The organism is Allobosea sp. 2RAB26 (assembly GCF_052115465.1).
Taxonomy (GTDB): Bacteria; Pseudomonadota; Alphaproteobacteria; order Rhizobiales; family Beijerinckiaceae; genus Allobosea.
Genome location: NZ_JBFRGS010000016.1, coordinates 76,767 through 97,863, shown reverse-complemented (window position 1 = coordinate 97,863; position 21,097 = coordinate 76,767). Strand labels below are relative to the sequence as shown.

The following is a 21,097-nucleotide window of genomic DNA, read 5'->3' as shown; positions in this document are numbered from 1 at the left end:
ACGGGCCCCGCGAAAAGGACGCCCGCCACAAGCGGCAGGCATCCGCGCCTCATCTGAACCAAAACGTGGTGTCTCAGGCTTTCTTCCATGGTGTCTCGGCAACCGGCGTCAGAGGACCCCTGCCATCGAACCATGAAACCAGGTTGTCGACCAGAAGCTGGCCCATCTGTTCACGCGTATGCACCGATGCCGATCCGACATGCGGCAACAGCACCACATGATCCATCGCGATCAGTTCGGCCGGCACGCGCGGCTCGTCCTCGAAGACGTCCAGGCCGGCCGAAAGGATGACCTTGTTCTTGAGCGCCTCGATCAACGCCTGTTCGTCGACCACCGAACCGCGGCCGACATTGATGACGATGCCATTGGGGCCGAGCGCCTTCAGGACGTCGGCATTGATCATGTGACGAGTCGCAGCGCCGCCAGGCGCAACCGAGATCAGGGTGTCGACATCGGCCGCCATCTCGATCAGCGAAGGATAGTAGCGATAGGACACATCCGCCTGGCGGGTGCGGCCATGATAGCTGACCGGCAGGCCGAAGGCCTCGATACGCTGCGCCACGGCCTTGCCGATTCGGCCGAGCCCAACGATGCCGACCTTGCGGGTCCGCAGCGAGGTCGTCAGCGGATAGGCCTTCTCCAGCCACTTGCCGGCGCGCAGGTACCGGTCGACCTGCGGCAGCTGGCGCACCGTCGCGAGCAGCAGGCCGAGTGCCAAGTCCGCAACCTCATCGGTCAGCACGTCCGGAGTATTGGTGACGATCAGCCCGCGCTTGCCGGCTTCCTTGGCATCGACGGTGTCGTAACCGACGCCGAAATTGGCAACGATCTCCAGTTTCGGCAGGGCGTCGAACAGCGTGCCATCGATCCTGACATGCGCGCCGCCCCCGGCGACGCCACGAACCTTGCCGCCGATCTCCTTCAGCATGGCGGTCCGGTCCTCTGCCTTCCAGAGTTCATGCACCGTGAAACGGGCCTTCAACTGGTCGGCAGCATAGGCCATCAGCGGGCCGGTCATGATGATGTCGGTCATATCGTGAACTTTCGTCGGGCGTGAGTGTCAGAGCGGCTGGCTTGATTTCAATTCTTTAAAACGATTAGATCGCGAAACCTCAAGGCCTCCGCCACGCGGCATCGGCAGAGCAGTACTACACGGGCTGCAGAGCGAGAAAAGCGCGTCGTTGTCATATGTAGTATGACTTATTCAGGCGATTTTCGGGGTGCTCTGCTGTCCGGCCCATGCCAGGAAGGTGAGCGTGGTGTTCAGGCTGTCCGTTACAAGCGCACTCATCCGGGCCGCGGCGAGATCGCCGTCCCGCTGGATGATCGCATCCAGCACCCGCTCGTGATCGAACAGCGACGTGACATAGAACCCCTGATCGTCTCCCGATTTCAGCAGCAGCGACCATTGGATCGTCGCCGAGACGACGCTTGCCAGACATTGCAGCGTCGAATTCTGCGCGGCAGCGAGGATCGCCTCGTGGAAAGCCAGGTCGGCGCGAATGGTTGCCTCGGCATAGGGCGGGTTGTCGATCATGCCGTGATAGCCCGCCTGGATTCGTACGAGATCGGCGGGTGTACGCCGCAGGGCCGCAAGGCGCGCTGCGCTCGGCTCTACAAAACTGCGCAACTCGAACAGGTCGCGAATGAATTTCTCGTTCGGGTCGGCCTCGAAATGCCAGGACAGCACGTCGGGATCGAGCAGGTTCCAACCGTCGCGCGGCGCTACCCGCGTGCCGCTCTTCGGGCGCGCCTCGACCAGCCCCTTCGCCGTCAGGTACTTCACAGCTTCGCGATAGGCGGTGCGCGAGACCGAGATTTCGGATTTCAGATCGGCCTCGTTCGGCAACAGTTCGCCGGCCTTGAACGTCCCTGAAATGATCGCAACCGCGAGCTTCTGAGCCACCTGCCCGAACAGGCGGTCGGGATTCAGGGTCGTCGGCCGCGAAAAGTCGCGCACCCGCATCTGCTGGCGTCCTCACCCGTTTTCAATCGCGCCCAAGCCGCCGGAAGGCGGTTTCATTGGAGCGATTCCGGCGCTTGACACGCCTGTCCGTATCGTATGACTTTATCGTAGATGAAACCCGGCGCAACAGGCACTGCCTGGTCTGCGGCGCTTTTCGTCGGTCGGTCACGAGAAGCCGACAGCAGCGGCGGTGCGGAGTGCCCGGACACGGGACGATACCGGACCCCAGAGGAAACTTAAGTCCGGGAGAGGGTTCAGATGGCCTCAGTCCAGATCGCTGATGTGCGCAAGGCTTACGGCTCGACGCAGGTCATCCATGGCGTCGATATCGACATCAACGATGGCGAGTTCGTTATTCTCGTCGGCCCCTCGGGCTGCGGAAAATCGACCCTTCTGCGCATGATCGCCGGGCTGGAGAATATTTCCGGAGGCGAGATCCGCATCGGCCCGCGCGTCGTCAACGACGTGCCGCCGAAAGAGCGCGACATCGCCATGGTGTTCCAGAATTACGCGCTCTATCCGCACATGACAGTGGCCGACAACATGGCCTTCTCGATGAAGCTGCGGAATGCCCCCAAGGCCGAGATCGACGAGCGCGTCAACAAGGCTGCCGGCATTCTCGGCCTCAACAAGCTGCTCGACCGCTATCCGCGCCAGCTTTCGGGCGGTCAGCGCCAGCGTGTCGCCATGGGCCGCGCGATCGTGCGCGATCCGCAGGTCTTCCTCTTCGACGAGCCGCTTTCGAATCTCGACGCCAAGCTGCGCGTGCAGATGCGCACCGAGATCAAGGAACTGCATCAGCGTCTCAAGACCACGACGGTCTATGTCACGCACGACCAGATCGAGGCCATGACCATGGCCGACAAGATCGTCGTGATGCATGACGGCATCGTCGAGCAGATGGGCGCTCCGCTCGACCTCTACGACCGGCCGAACAACCTTTTCGTCGCGGGCTTCATCGGCTCGCCGTCGATGAACTTCCTCAAGGGCAAGATCACCGCGGCCGGGTTCGAGACCGAGGGCGGCGTGATCTGGCCCATCGGGCAGCATCCGGCTGACTCGAACGGCAAGGCCGCGGTTTTCGGCATCCGTCCGGAGCACCTCCAACTCAACCCCAACGGCCTCAAGGCCGAGGTCGTGGTCATCGAACCGACCGGCTCCGAGACGCAGGTCGTCGTGCGCTGCGGCGGGCAGGAACTGACCTGCGTCTTCCGCGAACGCATCACGGCCAAGCCCGGCGAGACCATTGGCATCACGCCGGACACCAGCGTCACGCATCTGTTCGACGCCGCCACCGGCAAGCGTATCTGAGCTTCTGACTGCTGCGGAGGCCCGCGCCTGATTGCGCCTTGGCCCGCATGACATGACGTTACGACAGGCCAGCACGGACACCGGCTGGCCTGGCGCAGCCAAAAGAGCCGGCGATGACTTCCAGGGACGGGTCGCAGGCCACATATAAAAGGTCCCTTCTTTCCGGGAAGGAACAACCAATGACGATTTCAAGACGCGATATGCTGCTGGGCAGCGCCGGCGTGGCTGCGGGCGCCGGCCTGATGGGGCACTTGGGGACCGCCCCCGCCTTCGCCCAGGCGGCCGCTCCAAAATTCACCCCCGAACCAGGCGCTCAACTGCGCGTGCTGCGCTGGGCCCCCTTCGTCAAGGGTGAGGAAGACGCCTGGCTCGCCAATACCAAGAAGTTCACGGATGCGACCGGCGTTCAGATCCGGGTCGACAAGGAAGGCTGGGAAGATATTCGTCCGAAGGCCGCCGTCGCCGCCAATGTCGGCGCAGGCCCCGACATCGTGCTCGTCTGGTTCGACGATGCCTTCCAGTATCCCGACAAGCTGCTCGACGTCACCGAGCTCGGCAATTATCTCGGCGGCAAATATGGCGGCTGGTATCCCGGCCTTGAAGGTTACGCCAAGAAGGACGGCAAGTTCATCGGCCTGCCGCTGGCTGCCATCGCAAACGCCGTGCTTTATCGCGACAGCTGGGTCAAGGAAGCCGGCCACTCGACCTTCCCGACCAAGACCGACGCCTTCCTCGATCTCTGCAAGGCGCTGAAGGCCAAGGGGCACCCCGCCGGCTTCACCCTCGGAAAGGGTGTCGGCGACGGCAACAACTTCTGCCACTGGCTGCTCTGGAGCCATGGTGGCCGAACCGTCGATGATGCCGGCAAGGTCGCGATCAACAGCCCCGAGACGATCGCGGCCATCAAATACGCCGCCGAGCTCTACAAGACCTTCATCCCGGGCACGGAAAGCTGGCTCGACATCAACAACAACCGCGCCTTCCTGGCCGGTGAGGTTTCGGTCACCGCCAACGGCGTCTCGCTCTATTACTCCGCGAAGAACGACCCCAAGCTCGCCGACATGGCCAAGGACATGAGGTCGGCGAACATGCCGATCGGCCCGGTGGGCCAGTCGGTCGAATTGCACCAGACCACCACCTGCGTGATCTTCAAGCACACCAAGTTCCCGCAGGCGGCACAGGCCTATCTCCAGTTCATGTACGAGCAGGAACAGATGCCGACCTGGATCACCCAGGCCAGCGCCTATTGCTGCCAGCCGCTGAAGGCCTACGCCAATAATCCGGTCTGGACCTCGGATCCGGTTCACACCCCGTATCAGAAGGCCTCTGAGACACTGCGCCCGAACGGCTATTCCGGCCCGCTCGGCTACGCTTCGGCTGCGGTGATGGCCGACTACGTTCTTGTCGACATGTTCGCGGAAGGCGCCACCGGCCAGCGGACGCCTGAGGAAGCAGCCAAGCGCGCAGAGGCACGGATCAACCGCTACTATCGCGTCTGATCGCTGCAACGAAACGGCGCGGCCACGGCCGCGCCCGCCGGCGGCGAAGAGCCGCCGGCCCTGCATCCGGGAGAGATCACCATGGCTGACACCGCAATCGCGCGGCCGGCGGAGCGTGCGAGACCTTCTATGCTGGCGCGGCTGGGCCAGAGCCGCAACGGACTCGGCATCCTGTTCATGGTGCCCGCGGCGATCTTCCTGATCGTCTTCCTCGCCTGGCCGCTGGCCCTCGGCGTCTGGCTCGGCTTCACCGATACCCGCATCGGCCGGGCGGGCGTCTTCATCGGGCTCGAGAATTACGAGTCGCTGCTGACCGACTCGGTGTTCCGGCTCGCGGTCTTCAACACCATCCTCTACACGGTCGTCGCTTCGGCCCTGAAATTCGCGCTCGGGCTCTGGCTGGCGCTGCTCCTGAACGAGCACCTACCCTTCAAGGCCTTCATCCGCGCCATTGTACTGCTGCCCTGGGTGGTGCCGACCGTACTCTCGGCGATCGCCTTCTGGTGGATCTTCGACACCCAGTTCTCGGTGATCTCCTGGGCTCTGAAGGAGCTCGGCCTGATCTCGACCAATATCAACTTCCTCGGCGACACCACGAATGCGCGCGCCTCGGTGATCGCAGCCAATGTCTGGCGCGGCATTCCCTTCGTCGCGATCTCGCTGCTGGCCGGCCTGCAGACCATTTCGCCCTCGCTCTACGAGGCCGCGATGCTCGACGGTGCAACCAACTGGCAGCGCTTCCGCTTCATCACCTTGCCTCTGCTCTCGCCGATCATCGCGGTCGTGATGACCTTCTCTGTGCTGTTCACCTTCACCGATTTCCAGCTCATCTACGTGCTGACCCGCGGCGGCCCGCTCAACGCCACTCACCTGATGGCGACCCTCTCCTTCCAGCGCGCCATCCCCGGCGGCCAGCTTGGCGAAGGCGCAGCGATCGCAGTCGCGATGATCCCCTTCCTGCTCGGAGCGATCCTGTTCAGCTATTTCGGCCTGCAGCGGCGGAAATGGCAGCAGGGCGGCGCGGACTGAGGACGCCAGCCATGACCGACATCAGTCAACCGACCGCCCCGCGCGTTCAGCTCACCGACGAAAGCGTCGGCACCAGCTACATGGCCAACCTGCCGCGTCGGCTGGTGACCACCTGGTTGCCGCTCATGGTCTTCATCTTCGTGCTGCTGTTTCCGTTCTACTGGATGGGCGTGACGGCGCTGAAGCCCAATCACGAGCTGACGGATTTCAAGAGCCACAACCCGCTCTGGCCGGGCGAGCCTACGCTGCGCCACATCAAATATCTGCTGTTCGAAACTACATATCCGCACTGGCTGCTCAACACGATCTTGGTCTCGATCGGATCGACGATCCTGTCGCTCACCGCCGCCGTGTTCGCCGCCTATGCGATCGAGCGTCTGCGCTTCAGTGGCTCGCGGGTCACCGGGCTGGCGATCTTCCTCGCCTATCTCGTACCGCCCTCGATCCTGTTCATCCCGCTCGCCGTGCTGATCTTCGGCTTCGGCATCTACGACACCAAGCTCGCGCTGATCTTCACCTATCCGACCTTCCTGGTGCCGTTCTGCACCTGGCTGCTGATGGGCTATTTCCGCTCGATCCCCTACGAGCTGGAGGAATGCGCGCTCGTCGACGGCGCCAGCCGCTGGCAGATCCTGGTCAAGATCATCCTGCCACTGGCGGTGCCGGGGCTGATCTCGGCCGGCATCTTCGCCTTTACCCTCTCCTGGAACGAGTTCATCTACGCGCTCACCTTCATCCAGTCCTCGGAGAACAAGACCGTCGCTGTCGGCGTTCTCACCGAGCTGGTGCGCGGGGACGTCTATGAATGGGGGGCGCTGATGGCCGGCGCGCTGCTCGGCTCGCTCCCGGTCGTCATTCTCTACTCCTTCTTCGTCGAGCATTACGTCTCGTCGATGACCGGAGCCGTGAAGGAATAATCCAGCGGGGCCCGCCGGGCCCCGTTTGCGTTTGAGGGACTGCGTTCGTGAACGAGATCAAATCCATCGCCTTCGTCGGGCTCGGCGCCATGGGGGCGCCGATGGCCGAGAACCTCGTGAAGCGTCAGTTCCGGGTCACTGGCTTCGATATGCGCAAGAGCGCCCGCGAGGCGCTGGTTTCAGCCGGGGGCCACGCTGCCGAGAGCGCCGCGGCGGCCGCAAGAGATGCCGATGCGCTCGTCCTGATGGTCGTCAATGCCGCGCAGGCGCGCTCGGTCCTGTTCGAGGCCGGCGCCCTGGCGGCACTCGCTCCCGGCGCAAGCGTGCAGCTGATGGCGACCTGCCCTCCCGGCGAGGTCGAGGCGATCGCGACGGAGGTCACGAAAACCGGCCGTCACTTCGTCGATGCCCCGGTCTCCGGCGGCATCAGCGGCGCGCGCGGCGCGACGCTGACCATCATGGTCGGTGCGCCGCAGGAGAGTTTCGCACTGGCAAAGCCCGTGCTCGATGCGATGGGCGACAAGGTCTTCCATGTCGGCCAGAAGCCCGGGCAGGGTGCGACCGTGAAGACGGTCAACCAACTGCTCTGCGGCGTCCATATCGCGGTGGCGGCCGAAGCGCTCTCGCTCGCCGAGAAGGCGGGGATCGACGGCAAGATTCTCTTCGAGATCATGGGTGGCTCGGCTGCCTCGTCCTGGATGCTGCGGGATCGCGGTCCGCGCATGCTGCTGGAAGATGCCCCCGTCGCCAGTGCGGTCGACATTTTCGTCAAGGATCTCGGGATCGTGCTCGATGCCGGCCGCGCCGCCAGGACAGCACTGCCGCTCGCCGCCGCTGCACATCAGATGTTCCTGGCGAGCTCGGGCCTCGGCCATGGCGCGCGCGACGATTCGCAGGTCGTGCGCGCCTATCGCGCGCTCAACGCCAAACCCGCGAATGATCCATGAGCGGGATCTAGCGTTTGGGCGGTGTCGTCGTGCCCCGCACGACGAGCTCCGGCGTCAGCACGATCCGCTGCGTCGGCGCAGTCGGATTCTCGATGCGCCGGATCAGCAGTTCCGCCGATTTGCGGCCCATCTCGTCCTGGAAGTTCTTCAGCGTGGTCAGCGCCGGATACCACTGCGCCGCTTCCTGGACGTCGTCGCAGCCCACGAGCGAAAACTCGACCCCGGCCTCCAGCCCACGATGACGCAGGCCGAGCATCGCGCCGAAGGCGATGAGGTCATTGAAGCAGACGGCCGCGGTTGGCGGAATCTCCGCATCGAGCACCTTCTGAATGCCCTTGAGGCCGTTCTCGCGGGTGCCGATCGACGCATAGACCAACGCAGGATCAAGCGGAATCCCGTGCCGGGCGAGCGTCTCGCAATAGCCCCGATACCGGTTCCGGCCCGTCGAGATCAGGTTGTTTTCGCCGAGGAAGGCGATGCGCCGGTGGCCAAGACCGATCAGATGCTCCAGCGCCAGCACGGTGCCGTGATGATCATCCGACCCCACGAAATCGAGGTTGAGACCCGGAATCTCCCGGGAGAGCTGGACCAGCGGAACACCGGCCTCAATCAGATGGCCGAAGGTTTCAGCCGTGCTGCCGCCTGCGGCACAGATCACCATGCCGTCGGGTCGATACTCCTTCAGGGTGTTCAGGACCCGGTCCTGCCGCTCCAGGTTCTCCGCATAGGTACCGAGCAGGATCGAGCGGCCATGCGCCGTCGCCGTTTCCTCGATCGCGGCCAGGAGTTCGGCGAAATAGGGATTCGTGATGTCGTGGAAGCCGACGCCAAGGATATTGGTGCGGTCGGTCCTCAGCGACGCGGCGCTGCGGTTGTAGCTGTAGCCCATGTCGCGCGCGATCTGCTGAACCCGCAGCCGTGTCGCGTCCGCGACGAGAGGCGAGCCGCGCAGGGCCAGCGACACCGTCGCCGTCGACACCGAGAGATGGTCGGCGATGATCTGCAATGTCACCCGCCCACGGCCCGGCGCAGCCAGTCCCGCCTTCCCGGCTGGCCCGGCCTCGGGGGTGTGGCCGTTGCTGGTCATGACACGCCCTCTTCAGACGGAAGCGAAAGAGTCCCGCGAGTTTCAACCGGCCTGCGAAAGGCCGTCTGATCGAGTCCTTCTCATATAAGTCGGAGAAATTGAAGATGAGCACCGCGAAAGAGTCGATCGGCTTCATCGGCGTCGGCCTGATGGGGCAAGGCATGGCCCGCAATCTGCTCGACAAGGGCTTCCAGCTGACGGTGATGGGCCACCGCAACCGCAAGCCGGTCGAGGAACTGGTGGCGGCTGGTGCAACCGAGGCCAGGACACCGAAGGAACTGGCCTCGCAGGCGACGATCATCTTCCTGTGCGTGACCGGCTCGCCCCAGGTCGAGGCCGTGCTGAACGGCCCGGACGGCATCGTCGCCGGCGCCGGGCCCGGCACGATCGTGGTCGATTGCTCGACCTCAGATCCCGGTTCGACCATCCGCCTTGCTGCCGAACTCGAGGCGAAAGGCCTGCATCTCTGCGACGCACCGCTCGGCGGCACGCCGGCACAGGCCGCCCAGGGCCAGCTCTCGACCATGATCGGCGCCAGCGATGCGGTCTTCGCCCGCATCAAGCCGGCCTGCGAGGCTTGGGCACAGAAGGTCGTCCATCTCGGCCCCGTCGGCGACGGCCACAAGATGAAGCTGCTCAACAACTTCCTGTCGATGGGCTATGGCGCGATCTATTCCGAGGCGCTCGCACTGGCCCAGAAGATCGGCATCACGCCGCAGACCTTCAACAGCGTGCTCTCCGGCAGCCGGATGGATTGCGGCTTCTATCAGACCTTCATGAAATACGTGCTGGAGCGCGACCGTGACGCGCACAAGTTCACGCTGGTCAACGCGCTGAAGGATGTGCGCTATCTCGAAGGCGTCGCCAATGCGGCAGGCGTCCCGAACCCGATCGGCAACGCCGTCAAGAACGCCTATGCCTCCGCCGTGGCCAATGGCCGGGGCGATGATTACGTGCCGATGCTCTCCGACTGGATCGCCCAGCAGAGCGGCGTTTCGCTGGCGCCGAAGGACTGAGCCCTGCCAGTGCTCAATCGAGCCGGGCCGAGCCCTCGGGCACGGCCCGGACCCGCTCGCGATAGAGCAGATAGAGGCCCGACGAGATCACGATGGCTGCGCCGATGAAGGTCCAGCGGTCGGGAAGCTGCCCGAAGACGAGATAGCCGAGCGTGACCATCCAGACGATCTGCGAATAGATGAACGGCGCCAGCACCGTGGCGGGCGCCAGCCGGTGTGCCAGGATCAGCAGCCAATGCCCGAAGCCGCCCATGGCGCCGGTCACCAGCATCAGCGCCCAGGGCAACGGCCCGTTCGGCCAGGTCCAGAACAGGGGAATGAGCGGCAGCAGCGCAACCGTTCCCGCGACGCCGGAATAGACCATTGTCGTTTCCGGCGGGTCGAAGGCCGCCAGAAGCCGGGTCGAGATCGAATAGAAGGCGTAGCAGACGACGCCGATCATGCAGAGCAGCGCCGCCGGATGCATGCCGCCAAGGCCGGGCCGTGTGATCACGAGCACGCCGATGAACCCGACACCGATCGCGGCGAGCCGGCGCGGCCCCGGCCATTCGCCGAGCAGCGGCCCGGAAACCAGCGCCACCAGAAGCGGTGTCGCGAACATGATCGACACGGTCTCGGCGAGCTGCAGGTATTTCAGCGCGAAGAAGTTCAGCGCCGTCGAACCGAGTAGCAGCAGCGAACGCACCGCCTGCAGCCAGGGCTTCTTGGTGCGCAGGATACCGGGATGGCTCCAGGGGTTCAGCAGCAGCGAGACCAGGATCATGCTGCCGGCATAGCGCGCGAACACCACTTGAAGCGGGTCCATATGACCGGCCAGCCATTTCGCACTGGTATCGAGCAGCGAGAAACACAGCACAGCACCGCACATCAGCCCGATGGCGATCAGGCGGGAGCGGCCCGTTTCCGGTCGATGGGAATAGGCGGGCAAAGGACCGTCCCGTCATGCGTGAGGAGAATGACGGAGAGAGATTTAACCGATTTAGGGAACGACGCCAGCGCCAGAGGGCATGCGTTCCATGCGCTGATCAGGCCTCAGCCTCGGCCTCATCCCCATCGGCGTCAGGCTCGTCGATTTCGGCCCCGGCCTTGGAAAGGCCCTTCGAGGCCTTGCGCAGCAGCTTGCGGAGCTGCTTGCGCTCCTTGGCGTCTAGCTTTTCCAGCAGTTCGTCCTCGACCTGATTCCAGACCGCATCGAGCGCAGCCGCGGTCTTCTGACCGTGCTCGGTCAACGCGACCTGAACCAGCCGGCCATCGCGGCTACCGCCCTCGCGCGTCACCAGCCCCTGCAAGGAGAGCCGGCCAATGGTCTTGGACACGGTCGGCGGTTTGACCCGAAGCAGGGTCGCCAGTTCGCCCATCGTCATCGGGGCTGGCTGGAGGGCCTTCAGCGCCTGCTCCTGCCCGGGAAAGAGTCCGAGGCCGTTGAGCCTCTCGCCCATGCGCGCCCGATGCAGGCGCGCCGCCACAAGGAGAGCTCGACCGACGCTTTTCTCGAGGGACTTGGTCATGAGCCGGTCCTTGGAAACTGCTCGGAAATCTATTCGCCGGCTCTGAGATCGCTTGCGATCATGACAGTGTGATGACGCAAGTGCAGCGCACAATCACAGAGTACGCATCTTTTTCGAGACGCGCGCAAGGAAGGCGTCTCGGCTCCCCGCTGTTGCGCGATTCATGTCGTAGTGAGCCAGGTAAAGCGGCCGCGCACTTGGATGACAAACGGCGCGCAGGGCCCGACACACCACCTTGCGCGGCGGATCGCCCATCAGAAAGGCGCGCCAGCGCGAGCCGCCATAGGTCGTGACGGCCACGAGACGGCGAATATTCCAGAGATTGGGCCTGACCTTGCCATCGTTCAGCTTGAACGAAACACCGGGCAGGAAGACGCGATCGAAATAGCCCTTGAGGATCGCGGGATAGCCGAAATTCCAGACAGGAAAGCACAGGACCAGCGCCTCGGCTGCTCGTAGCCGCTCGACATAGCCGGCAACCGGAAGCGTGTTGCTGGCAACATCGTGATAGCCGACCCGGCCCTCCCGGCTCAGCACCGGATCGAAGCCCTCGGCATTGAGATCGCAATCGTCGACGTCATGGCCGGCCTCTTCGAGCCCCTTCACCACGGCCCGATGCAACGCCGCCCCAAAACTGTCCGGATCGGGATGAGCGTAGAGGACGAGCACGCGCATGATCAGCCACCCACGCCGGCATCGGCCAGGCTGCGGAACAGGAAGGTCTTGCCCGACTTGTAATCGTAGGACGGATCCTCCCAGGCGATCATCTTGCCGGGATTGAGCAGCCCTTGCGGATCGGCCTCGCGCTTGAAGGCGAGCTGCAGCTCGTCGGTCTGCTTCATGCCGCCTTCTTCCAAGGTATAGCGATGCGGGTTGAAGATCGGCGCTCCCATCTCCTCGTGGATCGCCATGATCTCCTCGAGCCGCTCCTCGCTGGTGAAGCGCACCAGCGGCAGGCCGAAGCAGGTGACCTTGCCGTCGAAGCGGACGAATTCGAGATGGCAGCGCACCTCGTCGCCAAAGCGCTCATGAATGCGCTGGATCAGCTCGACCTGGTTCGGGAAGGGGTAGAGCACCTGGAGATAGGTGATGGACGGGTCAACCCGCAGCGCCCGCAGCGTCGTGTGGTTCCAGCCCAGCTCATAGCCCGGCGGCAGGCCCTTGGCCTCTTCCGGCGAGAGTTTGTCGGAGCGCATCAGCAGTTCGGCGCCGCGGAAATGCCGGGCGTAGGCGAGCAGCGCATCGACTGCGAAATCCGCGGCCATGACGATCACGACATGGCTGTCGCGCGGCAGGAATTTCTTGTGCCGCAGAAAATAGTCATGCGGCGCCGGGGCCGCGACGACCGCGAGGTTCTTCAGCGCCAGCCCGTCCTGCTCGCCGAGCGCATTGGCGAACTCGGTCGCCGCGCGCAGCGTGTCGAAGCCGAGGATGACGTCGACCCAGTCATAGGCGGGCCCGAGCGGCATCTCGACCTCGGTGATGATGCCGTTGGTGCCATAGGCATGGGCAACCTTGTGCAGGTCGTCGCCGGTGAATTCGAGGATCCGGGGCGAGGCCTCCATCGTCGCGACCTTGAGCCGGATGATGTTGCCCCAGTCGCGCAGGCCACCCCATTTGATCGAGCCGACGCCGCCCGAGCCACCGGCGATGAAGCCGCCGATCGAAGCGGTCTGATAGGTCGAGGGATGCAGGCGCAGCTCCTGCCTGGAATGCGCCCGCGTCTGCTCGTCGATGCGGGCCATGACCGCGCCCGGCTCGGCGACATAGCGTCCAGGCCGGATCGACTTGACCTTGTTGAACCCCGAGAGATCGAGCAGCACCCCGCCAGAGAGCGGCATCGCCTGGCCGTAATTGCCGGTCCCGGTGCCGCGCGGCGTCACCGGAATGCCGAGTGCATGAGCGGCCGCAAGGACGTCCAGCACCTCGGCCTCGCTGGTCGGCGAGACGATGATATCGGCCGTGACGTGGTCGAGCTGACGCTTGAGGGTGGGCGAGTACCAGAAGAAGTCGCGGCTCTTCTGCTTCACCAGTGCCGGATTGTCCTCGGTCCTGATTCCGCCGAGACGGTTCTTCAGGGCGGCGATGTCGTAGCGGGGGCTCATGCGCTCTTGCTCATCAGATGGTCGAGTTCGCGGTAGTCCGGCAGCGTCCGGTCGATCGCCTTGCCGGCGACCAGCACCGTGCGATCAGCCTGGGGGCGCGCGAAGAATTCGGTCCAGTCGCGGGCGCGGGTCAGGATCAGGTCGGCGGACAGCCCTTGCGCCACAACGCCCTTGTCGGCGACGCCCATGATCGCAGCCGGTGCGCGCGCGATCATCGCCGCGAAATCGGTCGGGCCATGATCGAGCTGGAGGATGCGGGTGCCTTCGCGCAGCACCTCGACGAGGTCGAGATCGCCATAGGCATAGAACGGATCGCGCGTATTGTCGGAAGCGATCATCACCGCCACGCCGGCAGCCTTCAGTTCGTGCAGCGCAGTGACGCCGCGCCAGCGTGGCGTGCGGCCGCCGTCGCGGTCCTGCAGATACATGTTGCACATCGGCAGGGACACAACCGCAATGCCGGCTTGCCCGACCTTGGCGATGATCCGCGCCTCATCCTGCGGAGCCTGTACCGCGAGCGAACAGCAATGGCCGGCGAGGATCTTTCCGCTGAAGCGATGCCGGAGCGCTGCCTCGGCAATGTATTCAAGCGACCGCGCCGCCGGATCATTGGTCTCATCGACATGGAAGTCGAGGTCGAAGCCGTTCTCGATCGCCGTGCGAAAGACGATGTCGAGCGCCTCCGCGAGCTCCGGGATCATATAGGTGACGCAGCCGAAGATGCCGTCGCCATGCGCCTTCACGGCCCGCGTCACCGCCTGCATGTGCTCGGCGTCGAGCGCAAACTGGATGCCGAAAAGCGGCGAGGCCTGCAGCGCGACGCGCCCGGCCCATTCCGCCCGCATCTCGGCCAGCACCGGCCAGGAGATGCCGATCTGCTTGCCGAGCGAGTCGATATGGGTGCGGACCGCGCTCGTGCCATGGGCGAAGGCGCAGCGCAGGCCGAAATCCATGCGGGCACGCACATCTTCCGACGTCCAATTGGCCTCGCGATCGGCCATGACATTCTCGAGTGCGCCCATGAAGGTGCCGTCCGGATTGCGGCGGCGCGGCCAGATATGGCCCTTGTCGAGATGGACATGCGCATCGACCAGCCGCGGCAGCACGATGCCGCCATCGAGATCGAGCCCGGGACCGCCCTCCGGCGCTTCCGTGCCGGCCGGCAGGATCGACGCGATGCGCCCATCCTCGACGCGAAGGTCGACCAGCGCCAGCCCGTCACGATCGGCTGCAAGATCCGCGCCCTCGATCAGGCAGAGCGGGGAGCGGGCATTGGTCAGGCGATAGCTGGTCGAGGCGGGAATGGCGGCAAATCCTGTCGTCACGTCGTCAGCACTCCATCCCGTCAATCGCTGCCTTGCCCTCGCTCGATACAGGCCAGCATGAGTGGCGGCAAGGCGGCGATCACGCTGCCGTCGCCGCAGGCAAGAACAGCGCCTGTGGCGCAAATGGCCAAGGCGACGGCGCATCGATAATGGTGCGTCGATACTTGCCGCCCGCACGATGATCGCGCATGAGGAGCACTCAGCGAAACACAGGCGGTGGGTCATGGCGGATCAGGCGCGCATCATCGACGGCAAGGCGGCAGCTGCGGCACTGCGTGCCGAGATCGGCCAGGAGATCACCGCGATCAAGGCTGAACGGGGCCTAGTCCCCGGCCTGCATGTCGTGCTCGTCGGCGACGACCCGGCGAGCCGTGTCTATGTGAACTCCAAGGAAAAGCTTGCCGGCGAGATCGGCATGAACTCTGCGGTTCACCGCCTGCCGGCCGAGACCAGCGAAGCGGAGTTGCTGGCCAAGGTCGCCGCGCTGAATGCCGACGACAGCGTCGACGGCATTCTGGTGCAATTGCCCTTGCCGAAGCACATCAATCCCGACCGTGTGATCGAGGCGATAGACCCCGCCAAGGACGTCGACTGCTTCCATCCGATCAATGTCGGCCGCCTCGCCAACGGACAGGCCAGCCTGATCCCCTGCACGCCGCTCGGCTCGATGATCCTGCTGAAGCAGACCCTGCCAACGCTCGCCGGACTGGAAGCCGTGGTGATCGGCCGCTCGGGCATCGTCGGCCGGCCGATGGCGCAGTTGCTGGTCCAGGCCGACTGCACCGTCACCATCGCCCATTCCCGTACCCGCGATCTTCCCGCAATCTGCCGGCGCGCCGACATCCTGGTCGCGGCGGTCGGGCGGCCCCACTTCGTAAGGGGTGACTGGATCAAGCCCGGCGCCACCATAATCGATGTCGGCATCAACCGCCTGCCCGACGGCAAGCTCGCCGGCGATGTCGACTTTGCCGAGGCCATGAAGGTTGCAGGCGCGATCACGCCTGTACCGGGCGGCGTCGGCCCGATGACCATCGCCTGCCTGCTGCGCAACACCCTGACCGCCTTTCACGCAAGGCGGGGCCGATAAAGCCGAGGTCACGCGGACGCCGGTTCTGCCTTCGCATCACCCGAAACGTGAAACGCCCGGCGAAGCGCCGGGCGTTTGTCATAGGGGCTGAGTTTCCCGGGCCTCCGCCTACGCTTCGGCCGGGAATCGAGATGCCGCTCACATATGGATCGCGCGCTTGTCGACGGCGAGCGCAGCTTCCTTGACCGCCTCGGCCAGCGTCGGATGAGCATGGCAGGTGCGGGCGAGATCCTCCGACGAGCCGCCGAACTCCATCAGCACCGTGACTTCGGCGATCAGGTCCCCGGCATGCGGGCCGATGATATGGCAGCCGAGCACGCGGTCGGTCGCCGCATCGGCGAGGAACTTCACGAAGCCCTCGGTGTGGCGCATGGCGCGGGCGCGGCCATTGGCGGTGAAGGGGAACTTGCCGATCTTGTAGGCGATGCCCGCAGCCTTCAGTTCCTCCTCGGTCTTGCCGATCGCGGCGACTTCGGGAGCCGTGTAGATGATGCTCGGGATGGCGTCATAGTTCACATGCCCAACCTTGCCGGCGATCAGCTCGGCCACCGCCATGCCCTCGTCCTCGGCCTTGTGAGCGAGCATCGGACCGCGCACCACGTCGCCGATGGCATAGATGCCCGCGACGTTGGTCTTGAAATGGTCGTCGATCACGACGCGACCACGCTCGGTCGCGACACCAGCGGCGTCCAGGCCGAGGCCATCGGTGTTCGGACGACGGCCGATCGCGACCAGCACGATATCGGCAGACAGCGTCTTGGCCTCACCGCCGGCGGCGGGCTCGACCGTGACGGTCGCGCCCTTCTTGCCCGTCTCGACCTTGGTGACCTTGGAACCCAGGTGGAATTCGAAGCCCTGCTTCTGCAGGATGCGCTGGAACTGCTTGGCGATCTCGTCATCCATGCCGGGCAGGATGCGGTCGAGATATTCGACCACGGTGACCTTGGCGCCGAGACGGCTCCAGACCGAACCGATTTCGAGACCGATCACGCCGGCGCCCACCACCAGCAGCTCCTTCGGCACGGACGCAAGCTCGAGTGCGCCGGTCGAGGTCACCACGGTCTTCTCGTCGATCTCGACGCCCGGCAGGCCGGCCGCTTCCGAACCCGTCGCAATGACGATGTTCTTGGTCTCGAGGGCCTGGCTCTTGCCGTCCGCACCCGTGACCTCGACTTTCCCCGCGCCGGGGATGCTCGCGGTGCCCTGGAAGGCCTCGATCTTGTTCTTCTTCAGCAGGAAGGCGACGCCATTGACGTTCGCGTCGATGGTCTCCTGCTTGTGGACCAACATCTGCTTGAGATCGAGCTTGGGCGTGCCGACGCTGATGCCGAGACTCGGGAAGGTGTGGCCGGCCTCTTCGAACATTTCCGACGCGTGCAGCAAGGCCTTGGACGGGATGCAGCCGACATTCAGGCAGGTGCCGCCATGAGTCTTGCGCTTCTCCACCACGGCGACCTTGAGGCCGAGCTGAGCGGCGCGGATGGCACAGACATAGCCCCCGGGGCCAGTACCGATGACGACGAGATCGTAGGACATGACTTCCTTCCGTTGAGCAGGCAATGCGCGCCGACACTCGCGGCGCGGCGTCTTACCGGCCGCAATACATCGCTTTGACGCAGTCCGCCATGCCCGCAATAGGTGTCGACATTGCGAGCGCGATTGCTATCATTTCCGTTGATTGAGCGTATAATTCGCAACAATACCAAGAAGCACATTTCGCGTTCCCGCCTTGCGATGGCTCAAGGGAAGATAGCGCCATGTGGAATCAGGTCTACGACCCATTCGGAAACAGCGCCCTGTCGACGCTCGCCGCAGCGCTTCCGGTCCTTGTATTATTAGGATTGATCGCATCAAATACCGTCAAAGCACATATTGCAGCGATCATTGCTCTGATTGTCGCCAATCTTGTGGCGATATTTATATTCACGATGCCCGCCGGAATGTCGGCCCGCGCTACGGCGCTCGGAGCGGTGACTGGATTCTTCCCAATAGGCTGGATTGTCCTAAATGTTATCTTTCTATACCGACTTACGGTCGAGAAAGGCGCCTTCGAAACCTTGCAGACCACGATCGGCGGAGTGACCAGCGACCGACGGATTCAGCTCCTGCTGATTGCCTTCGCCTTCGGAGCCTTCTTCGAAGGCGCTTCCGGTTTCGGCACTCCGGTCGCGGTGACAGGTGCGATCCTGATCGGCCTCGGCTTTTCCCCCTTGGCGGCATCTGGGCTCTCGCTCATCGCCAATACGGCGCCGGTTGCCTTTGGTGCTCTTGGAACCCCGATCCAGGGGCTCAGCCAGGTCACCGGAATTGATCCGTTCCTGCTTGGAGCCATGGTCGGCCGACAATTGCCGTTCTTCTCGTTGCTCGTGCCGTTCTGGCTGATCTGGGTCTTCGCCGGCCGGCGTGGCATGCTGCAGATCTGGCCGGCGATATTGGTCACCGGCGTCTCTTTTGCAGTGCCGCAGTTCCTCATCTCGAACTTCATCAATCCCTGGATCGTCGATATCGGCGCCTCGCTGATCTCGATGGCTTGCCTGATCGGCTTCTTGCAGATCTGGAAGCCCCGCGAGATCTGGGCCTCCCCGGCCCTGCGCGGCCATGACATCTCCGCCGAGGGGCGAATCATACCGGCTGTATCCACGGAGCGGCCCGCACCTGCGCAGGTCTGGATGGCCCTGGCGCCCTGGATCATCGTTTGCGCGATCCTGCTGATCTGGGGCACGGACTGGTTCAAGACCAGTGTGAATTCCTGGGCCGTGTGGAGCTATCCGGTGCCGGATCTCCATAACCAGATCGCCAAGGTGGCGCCGGTTGCGCCACGTCCGACACCGGAGGCCGCCGTGTTCTCATTCACCTGGCTCTCCTATACCGGCTCGGGCATGTTGATCGCAGCGATCATTTCCGGCTTCGTCATGGGATTCACGCCTGGTCGCATGATCATGACCTATGTCCGGACGATCAGGCTCTGCGCCTATTCTCTGATCACCATTTCGGCCATGCTGGCGATTGGTACCCTGACCAGGCTCTCAGGCATCGATGCCACCCTCGGGCTCGCCTTTGCCGGAACCGGGGTGCTCTATCCCTTCTTCGGCACCCTGCTCGGCTGGCTCGGCGTGGCGCTGACGGGCTCGGACACCGCCTCGAACGTGCTGTTCGGCAATCTGCAGAAGGTCACCTCCGAACAGCTCGGCCTTTCGCCGATCCTGATGGGGGCGGCGAACTCGTCCGGCGGTGTCATGGGCAAGATGATCGATGCCCAGTCGATCGTCGTCGCCTCCACGGCGACAAACTGGTTCGGGCACGAGGGCACGATCCTGCGTTTCGTCTTCTGGCATTCGATCGCGCTGGCCTGCCTCGTCGGCGGCCTCGTGATGCTGCAGGCCTATGTCCACCCCTTCTCGGCGATGGTCGTGCACTGAAGCAATGGCGCGATCGGGCTTAGGCTTCAGCCCGGCGCCAGCGGCGCGTTGAAGGCCCAGACATGGCCGAAGGGATCGGTCAGGCGGCCGTAACGCGCGCCCCAGAACACATCGCCCGCCGGCATCAAGGTGATTGCGCCCGCAGCTTCCGCCCGGGCCATTGCCGCGTCGACATCGCTCGGGCTCGGCAGATTGACGTTGAGCGCGATGCTGGCGCCGCCATGTGCATGCGGCGAAGCGACAGGCCCCCCGAATTCCGGGAACTCGTCATGCAGCAGGATTTCGCTGCCGAACAGCGCAAGATTGGCGTGCAACACCCGCACGCCATCCTGCGCCATCTGCTTGAAGGTGCACTCGGCGCCGAAAGCCTTCTCGTAGAAGGCGATCGCCTGGAGGCCGCCCTTGACGCAAAGATGCGCCTGGAGCGAGGGAGGATTGGGGCCAAAAGCCATCGCGAACTCCTTCCCTATCCCTGATCCCAGCGCGAGACCGCAAGACAAGCCGAGTGGTCGCGCAGCCGGATCAGGCCCTTGAAATGGGAACCAAGCTCGCACCCGGCGATGGCCGCCTGAGCGACGTGCCGGGCACGGGCACGGGTCCCGCGGTCCTATGCGAACTCAGAGGTCCAGGACGAGACGTGCCGGGTCCTCAAGAGCTTCCTTGATGCGAACGAGGAAGGTCACAGCCTCCTTGCCGTCGATGATGCGGTGATCGTAGCTGACCGCCAGATACATCATCGGGCGCACGACGATCTGGCCACCGACCACCATCGGGCGCTCCTGGATCTTGTGCATGCCGAGGATAGCCGACTGCGGCGCGTTCAGGATCGGCGTCGACATCAGCGAGCCATAGACGCCGCCATTCGAGATCGTGAAGGTGCCGCCCTGCATGTCCTCGATCTTGAGCGCGCCATCGCGCGCCTTCTTGCCGAGCGCACCGATTTCCTTCTCGACACCGGCAATCGAGAGCTGGTCGGCATCGCGAACCACCGGCACGACGAGGCCCTTGTCTGTGCCGACCGCGACCGCGATATGGTAGTAGTTCTTGTAGACGATATCGGTGCCGTCGATCTCGGCATTGACCGAGGGGATTTCCTTCAGGGCCTGCACGCAGGCCTTCACGAAGAAGCCCATGAAGCCGAGCTTCACGCCGTGCTTCTTCTCGAACACGTCCTTGTACTGGTTGCGCAGCGCCATCACGGCCGACATGTCCACCTCGTTGAAGGTGGTGAGCATGGCGGCAGTGTTCTGCGCCTCCTTGAGGCGGCGCGCGATGGTCTGGCGCAGCTTCGTCATCTTGACGCGCTCTTCGCGCGAAGCGTCATCGGGAGCCGACGGGGCGCGGACCTGGACCGGAGCTGCGGGCGCAGCCGCAGCCACTGAACCCGTCGCGATGGCGGCCAGCATGTCGCCCTTGGTGACGCGACCGTCCTTGCCGGACGCCGCGACATTCGTCGGATTGACGCCGCTCTCGGCGGCGAGGCGCGCGACGGCCGGGCCGGAATCGGCAGCCTTGGTCGCCGGCGCAGCAGCAGCGGCCGGAGCAGCGGCAGGCTTCGCAGCCTCGGCAGCCGCGACAGGCTTTGCCGGAGCTGCAGCCACGCCGTCACCGGCCGAGATCGAGCCGAGCAGGGCGTTGACGCCGACCGTTTCGCCTTCCTTGGCGACGATCTCGCCGAGGACGCCGGCAGCCGGGGCGTTCACCTCGAGCGTGACCTTGTCGGTCTCGAGCTCGACCAGGGGCTCGTCGGCCTTCACAGCCTCGCCCGGCTTCTTGAACCATTTGCCGATCGTCGCCTCCGAGACGGATTCGCCGAGTGTGGGTACGCGGATTTCGGTCGCCATATCAGGCCTCTTGTTCGTGTCTTTGTCTGGCGTCTTC

19 protein-coding genes are annotated in these 21,097 nt (G+C 64.4%); 8 read left to right on the top strand and 11 right to left on the bottom strand.

What is annotated here, in order from left to right:
* Window positions 1-73: 73 nt before the first annotated feature.
* Together AB4118_RS25990 and AB4118_RS25985 are read right to left on the bottom strand one after the other, a co-directional pair.
* A complete protein-coding gene (locus AB4118_RS25990) occupies window positions 74-1,033 on the bottom strand; it encodes a 2-hydroxyacid dehydrogenase (RefSeq protein WP_441492453.1) in 960 nt (319 codons plus the stop codon).
* 171 nt (window positions 1,034-1,204) lie between these two features.
* Window positions 1,205-1,960, bottom strand: coding sequence for a FadR/GntR family transcriptional regulator (locus tag AB4118_RS25985; RefSeq protein WP_441492452.1), 756 nt, complete (start codon window positions 1,958-1,960; stop codon window positions 1,205-1,207).
* Between the two features lie 264 nt (window positions 1,961-2,224).
* Between AB4118_RS25985 and AB4118_RS25980 the strand changes: the two genes are divergently transcribed.
* The 5 genes from AB4118_RS25980 (at window position 2,225) to AB4118_RS25960 (ending at window position 7,669) form a co-directional block, all read left to right on the top strand.
* Window positions 2,225-3,277, top strand: a complete 1,053-nt coding sequence (locus AB4118_RS25980) for an ABC transporter ATP-binding protein (protein WP_069878780.1) — start codon at window positions 2,225-2,227, stop codon at window positions 3,275-3,277.
* A gap of 179 nt (window positions 3,278-3,456) precedes the next feature.
* On the top strand, window positions 3,457-4,776 hold the full coding sequence (locus AB4118_RS25975; RefSeq protein ID WP_441492451.1) for an ABC transporter substrate-binding protein: 1,320 nt from the start codon (window positions 3,457-3,459) through the stop codon (window positions 4,774-4,776).
* 129 nt (window positions 4,777-4,905) lie between these two features.
* The gene (locus AB4118_RS25970; RefSeq protein WP_441492533.1) at window positions 4,906-5,805 is read left to right on the top strand and encodes a carbohydrate ABC transporter permease; all 900 of its coding nucleotides are present in this window, start codon (window positions 4,906-4,908) and stop codon (window positions 5,803-5,805) included.
* 11 nt (window positions 5,806-5,816) lie between these two features.
* Window positions 5,817-6,722, top strand: a complete 906-nt coding sequence (locus AB4118_RS25965) for a carbohydrate ABC transporter permease (RefSeq protein WP_441492450.1) — start codon at window positions 5,817-5,819, stop codon at window positions 6,720-6,722.
* A gap of 47 nt (window positions 6,723-6,769) precedes the next feature.
* Window positions 6,770-7,669 carry an NAD(P)-dependent oxidoreductase gene (locus AB4118_RS25960; protein WP_441492449.1) on the top strand — a complete coding sequence of 300 codons (900 nt, stop codon included), beginning with the start codon at window positions 6,770-6,772 and terminating at the stop codon, window positions 7,667-7,669.
* Window positions 7,670-7,676: 7 nt separating this feature from the next.
* Here AB4118_RS25960 and AB4118_RS25955 read toward each other — a convergent pair whose 3' ends face one another.
* Window positions 7,677-8,756: a LacI family DNA-binding transcriptional regulator gene (locus AB4118_RS25955; RefSeq protein ID WP_441492448.1), complete on the bottom strand. Its 1,080-nt coding sequence runs from the start codon at window positions 8,754-8,756 to the stop codon at window positions 7,677-7,679.
* A 98-nt stretch (window positions 8,757-8,854) separates the two neighbouring features.
* Between AB4118_RS25955 and AB4118_RS25950 the strand changes: the two genes are divergently transcribed.
* On the top strand, window positions 8,855-9,772 hold the full coding sequence (locus AB4118_RS25950) for an NAD(P)-dependent oxidoreductase (protein WP_441492447.1): 918 nt from the start codon (window positions 8,855-8,857) through the stop codon (window positions 9,770-9,772).
* Window positions 9,773-9,785: 13 nt separating this feature from the next.
* Here the strand turns inward: AB4118_RS25950 and AB4118_RS25945 are convergent, their stop codons facing one another.
* The 5 genes from AB4118_RS25945 to AB4118_RS25925 all read right to left on the bottom strand — a co-directional run bounded on the left by AB4118_RS25945 (window position 9,786) and on the right by AB4118_RS25925 (window position 14,710).
* Window positions 9,786-10,700 (bottom strand): DMT family transporter, encoded by a 915-nt coding sequence (locus tag AB4118_RS25945; RefSeq protein WP_441492446.1) that lies wholly within the window; start codon window positions 10,698-10,700, stop codon window positions 9,786-9,788.
* A 97-nt stretch (window positions 10,701-10,797) separates the two neighbouring features.
* Complete coding sequence (locus AB4118_RS25940; RefSeq protein WP_441480592.1) at window positions 10,798-11,280, bottom strand: MarR family winged helix-turn-helix transcriptional regulator; 483 nt, start codon at window positions 11,278-11,280, stop codon at window positions 10,798-10,800.
* Between the two features lie 93 nt (window positions 11,281-11,373).
* Window positions 11,374-11,955: an NAD(P)H-dependent oxidoreductase gene (locus AB4118_RS25935; protein WP_441492445.1), complete on the bottom strand. Its 582-nt coding sequence runs from the start codon at window positions 11,953-11,955 to the stop codon at window positions 11,374-11,376.
* Window positions 11,956-11,957: 2 nt separating this feature from the next.
* Complete coding sequence (locus AB4118_RS25930) at window positions 11,958-13,385, bottom strand: FAD-binding oxidoreductase (RefSeq protein ID WP_441492444.1); 1,428 nt, start codon at window positions 13,383-13,385, stop codon at window positions 11,958-11,960.
* Window positions 13,382-14,710 (bottom strand): cytosine deaminase, encoded by a 1,329-nt coding sequence (locus tag AB4118_RS25925; RefSeq protein ID WP_441492443.1) that lies wholly within the window; start codon window positions 14,708-14,710, stop codon window positions 13,382-13,384. The genes AB4118_RS25930 and AB4118_RS25925 overlap by 4 nt, the downstream gene beginning before the upstream one ends.
* A gap of 223 nt (window positions 14,711-14,933) precedes the next feature.
* Between AB4118_RS25925 and folD the strand changes: the two genes are divergently transcribed.
* The gene (folD, locus tag AB4118_RS25920; RefSeq protein ID WP_441492442.1) at window positions 14,934-15,797 is read left to right on the top strand and encodes a bifunctional methylenetetrahydrofolate dehydrogenase/methenyltetrahydrofolate cyclohydrolase FolD; all 864 of its coding nucleotides are present in this window, start codon (window positions 14,934-14,936) and stop codon (window positions 15,795-15,797) included.
* A gap of 138 nt (window positions 15,798-15,935) precedes the next feature.
* Here the strand turns inward: folD and lpdA are convergent, their stop codons facing one another.
* Window positions 15,936-17,333, bottom strand: a complete 1,398-nt coding sequence (gene lpdA / locus AB4118_RS25915; protein WP_441492441.1) for a dihydrolipoyl dehydrogenase — start codon at window positions 17,331-17,333, stop codon at window positions 15,936-15,938.
* A gap of 221 nt (window positions 17,334-17,554) precedes the next feature.
* Here lpdA and AB4118_RS25910 point away from each other — a divergent pair, with 221 nt between their 5' ends.
* Window positions 17,555-19,216: an L-lactate permease gene (locus AB4118_RS25910; protein ID WP_441492440.1), complete on the top strand. Its 1,662-nt coding sequence runs from the start codon at window positions 17,555-17,557 to the stop codon at window positions 19,214-19,216.
* A gap of 26 nt (window positions 19,217-19,242) precedes the next feature.
* Here AB4118_RS25910 and AB4118_RS25905 read toward each other — a convergent pair whose 3' ends face one another.
* A complete protein-coding gene (locus tag AB4118_RS25905) occupies window positions 19,243-19,668 on the bottom strand; it encodes a VOC family protein (protein ID WP_441492439.1) in 426 nt (141 codons plus the stop codon).
* 165 nt (window positions 19,669-19,833) lie between these two features.
* Window positions 19,834-21,060, bottom strand: coding sequence for a 2-oxoglutarate dehydrogenase complex dihydrolipoyllysine-residue succinyltransferase (gene odhB, locus AB4118_RS25900; protein ID WP_441492438.1), 1,227 nt, complete (start codon window positions 21,058-21,060; stop codon window positions 19,834-19,836).
* Window positions 21,061-21,097 lie beyond the last annotated feature (37 nt).

Excerpts from the sequence above, each read along its gene's own strand:
- AB4118_RS25990 (WP_441492453.1), bottom strand. The coding sequence starts at position 1,033 with ATGACCGACATCATCATGACCGGCCCGCTGATGGCCTATGCTGCCGAC.
- AB4118_RS25980 (WP_069878780.1), top strand. The coding sequence starts at position 2,225 with ATGGCCTCAGTCCAGATCGCTGATGTGCGCAAGGCTTACGGCTCGACG.
- AB4118_RS25975 (WP_441492451.1), top strand. The coding sequence starts at position 3,457 with ATGACGATTTCAAGACGCGATATGCTGCTGGGCAGCGCCGGCGTGGCT.
- AB4118_RS25970 (WP_441492533.1), top strand. The coding sequence starts at position 4,906 with ATGCTGGCGCGGCTGGGCCAGAGCCGCAACGGACTCGGCATCCTGTTC.
- AB4118_RS25965 (WP_441492450.1), top strand. The coding sequence starts at position 5,817 with ATGACCGACATCAGTCAACCGACCGCCCCGCGCGTTCAGCTCACCGAC.
- AB4118_RS25955 (WP_441492448.1), bottom strand. The coding sequence starts at position 8,756 with ATGACCAGCAACGGCCACACCCCCGAGGCCGGGCCAGCCGGGAAGGCG.
- AB4118_RS25940 (WP_441480592.1), bottom strand. The coding sequence starts at position 11,280 with ATGACCAAGTCCCTCGAGAAAAGCGTCGGTCGAGCTCTCCTTGTGGCG.
- AB4118_RS25935 (WP_441492445.1), bottom strand. The coding sequence starts at position 11,955 with ATGCGCGTGCTCGTCCTCTACGCTCATCCCGATCCGGACAGTTTTGGG.
- AB4118_RS25930 (WP_441492444.1), bottom strand. The coding sequence starts at position 13,385 with ATGAGCCCCCGCTACGACATCGCCGCCCTGAAGAACCGTCTCGGCGGA.
- folD (WP_441492442.1), top strand. The coding sequence starts at position 14,934 with ATGGCGGATCAGGCGCGCATCATCGACGGCAAGGCGGCAGCTGCGGCA.
- lpdA (WP_441492441.1), bottom strand. The coding sequence starts at position 17,333 with ATGTCCTACGATCTCGTCGTCATCGGTACTGGCCCCGGGGGCTATGTC.
- AB4118_RS25910 (WP_441492440.1), top strand. The coding sequence starts at position 17,555 with ATGTGGAATCAGGTCTACGACCCATTCGGAAACAGCGCCCTGTCGACG.
- AB4118_RS25905 (WP_441492439.1), bottom strand. The coding sequence starts at position 19,668 with ATGGCTTTTGGCCCCAATCCTCCCTCGCTCCAGGCGCATCTTTGCGTC.
- odhB (WP_441492438.1), bottom strand. The coding sequence starts at position 21,060 with ATGGCGACCGAAATCCGCGTACCCACACTCGGCGAATCCGTCTCGGAG.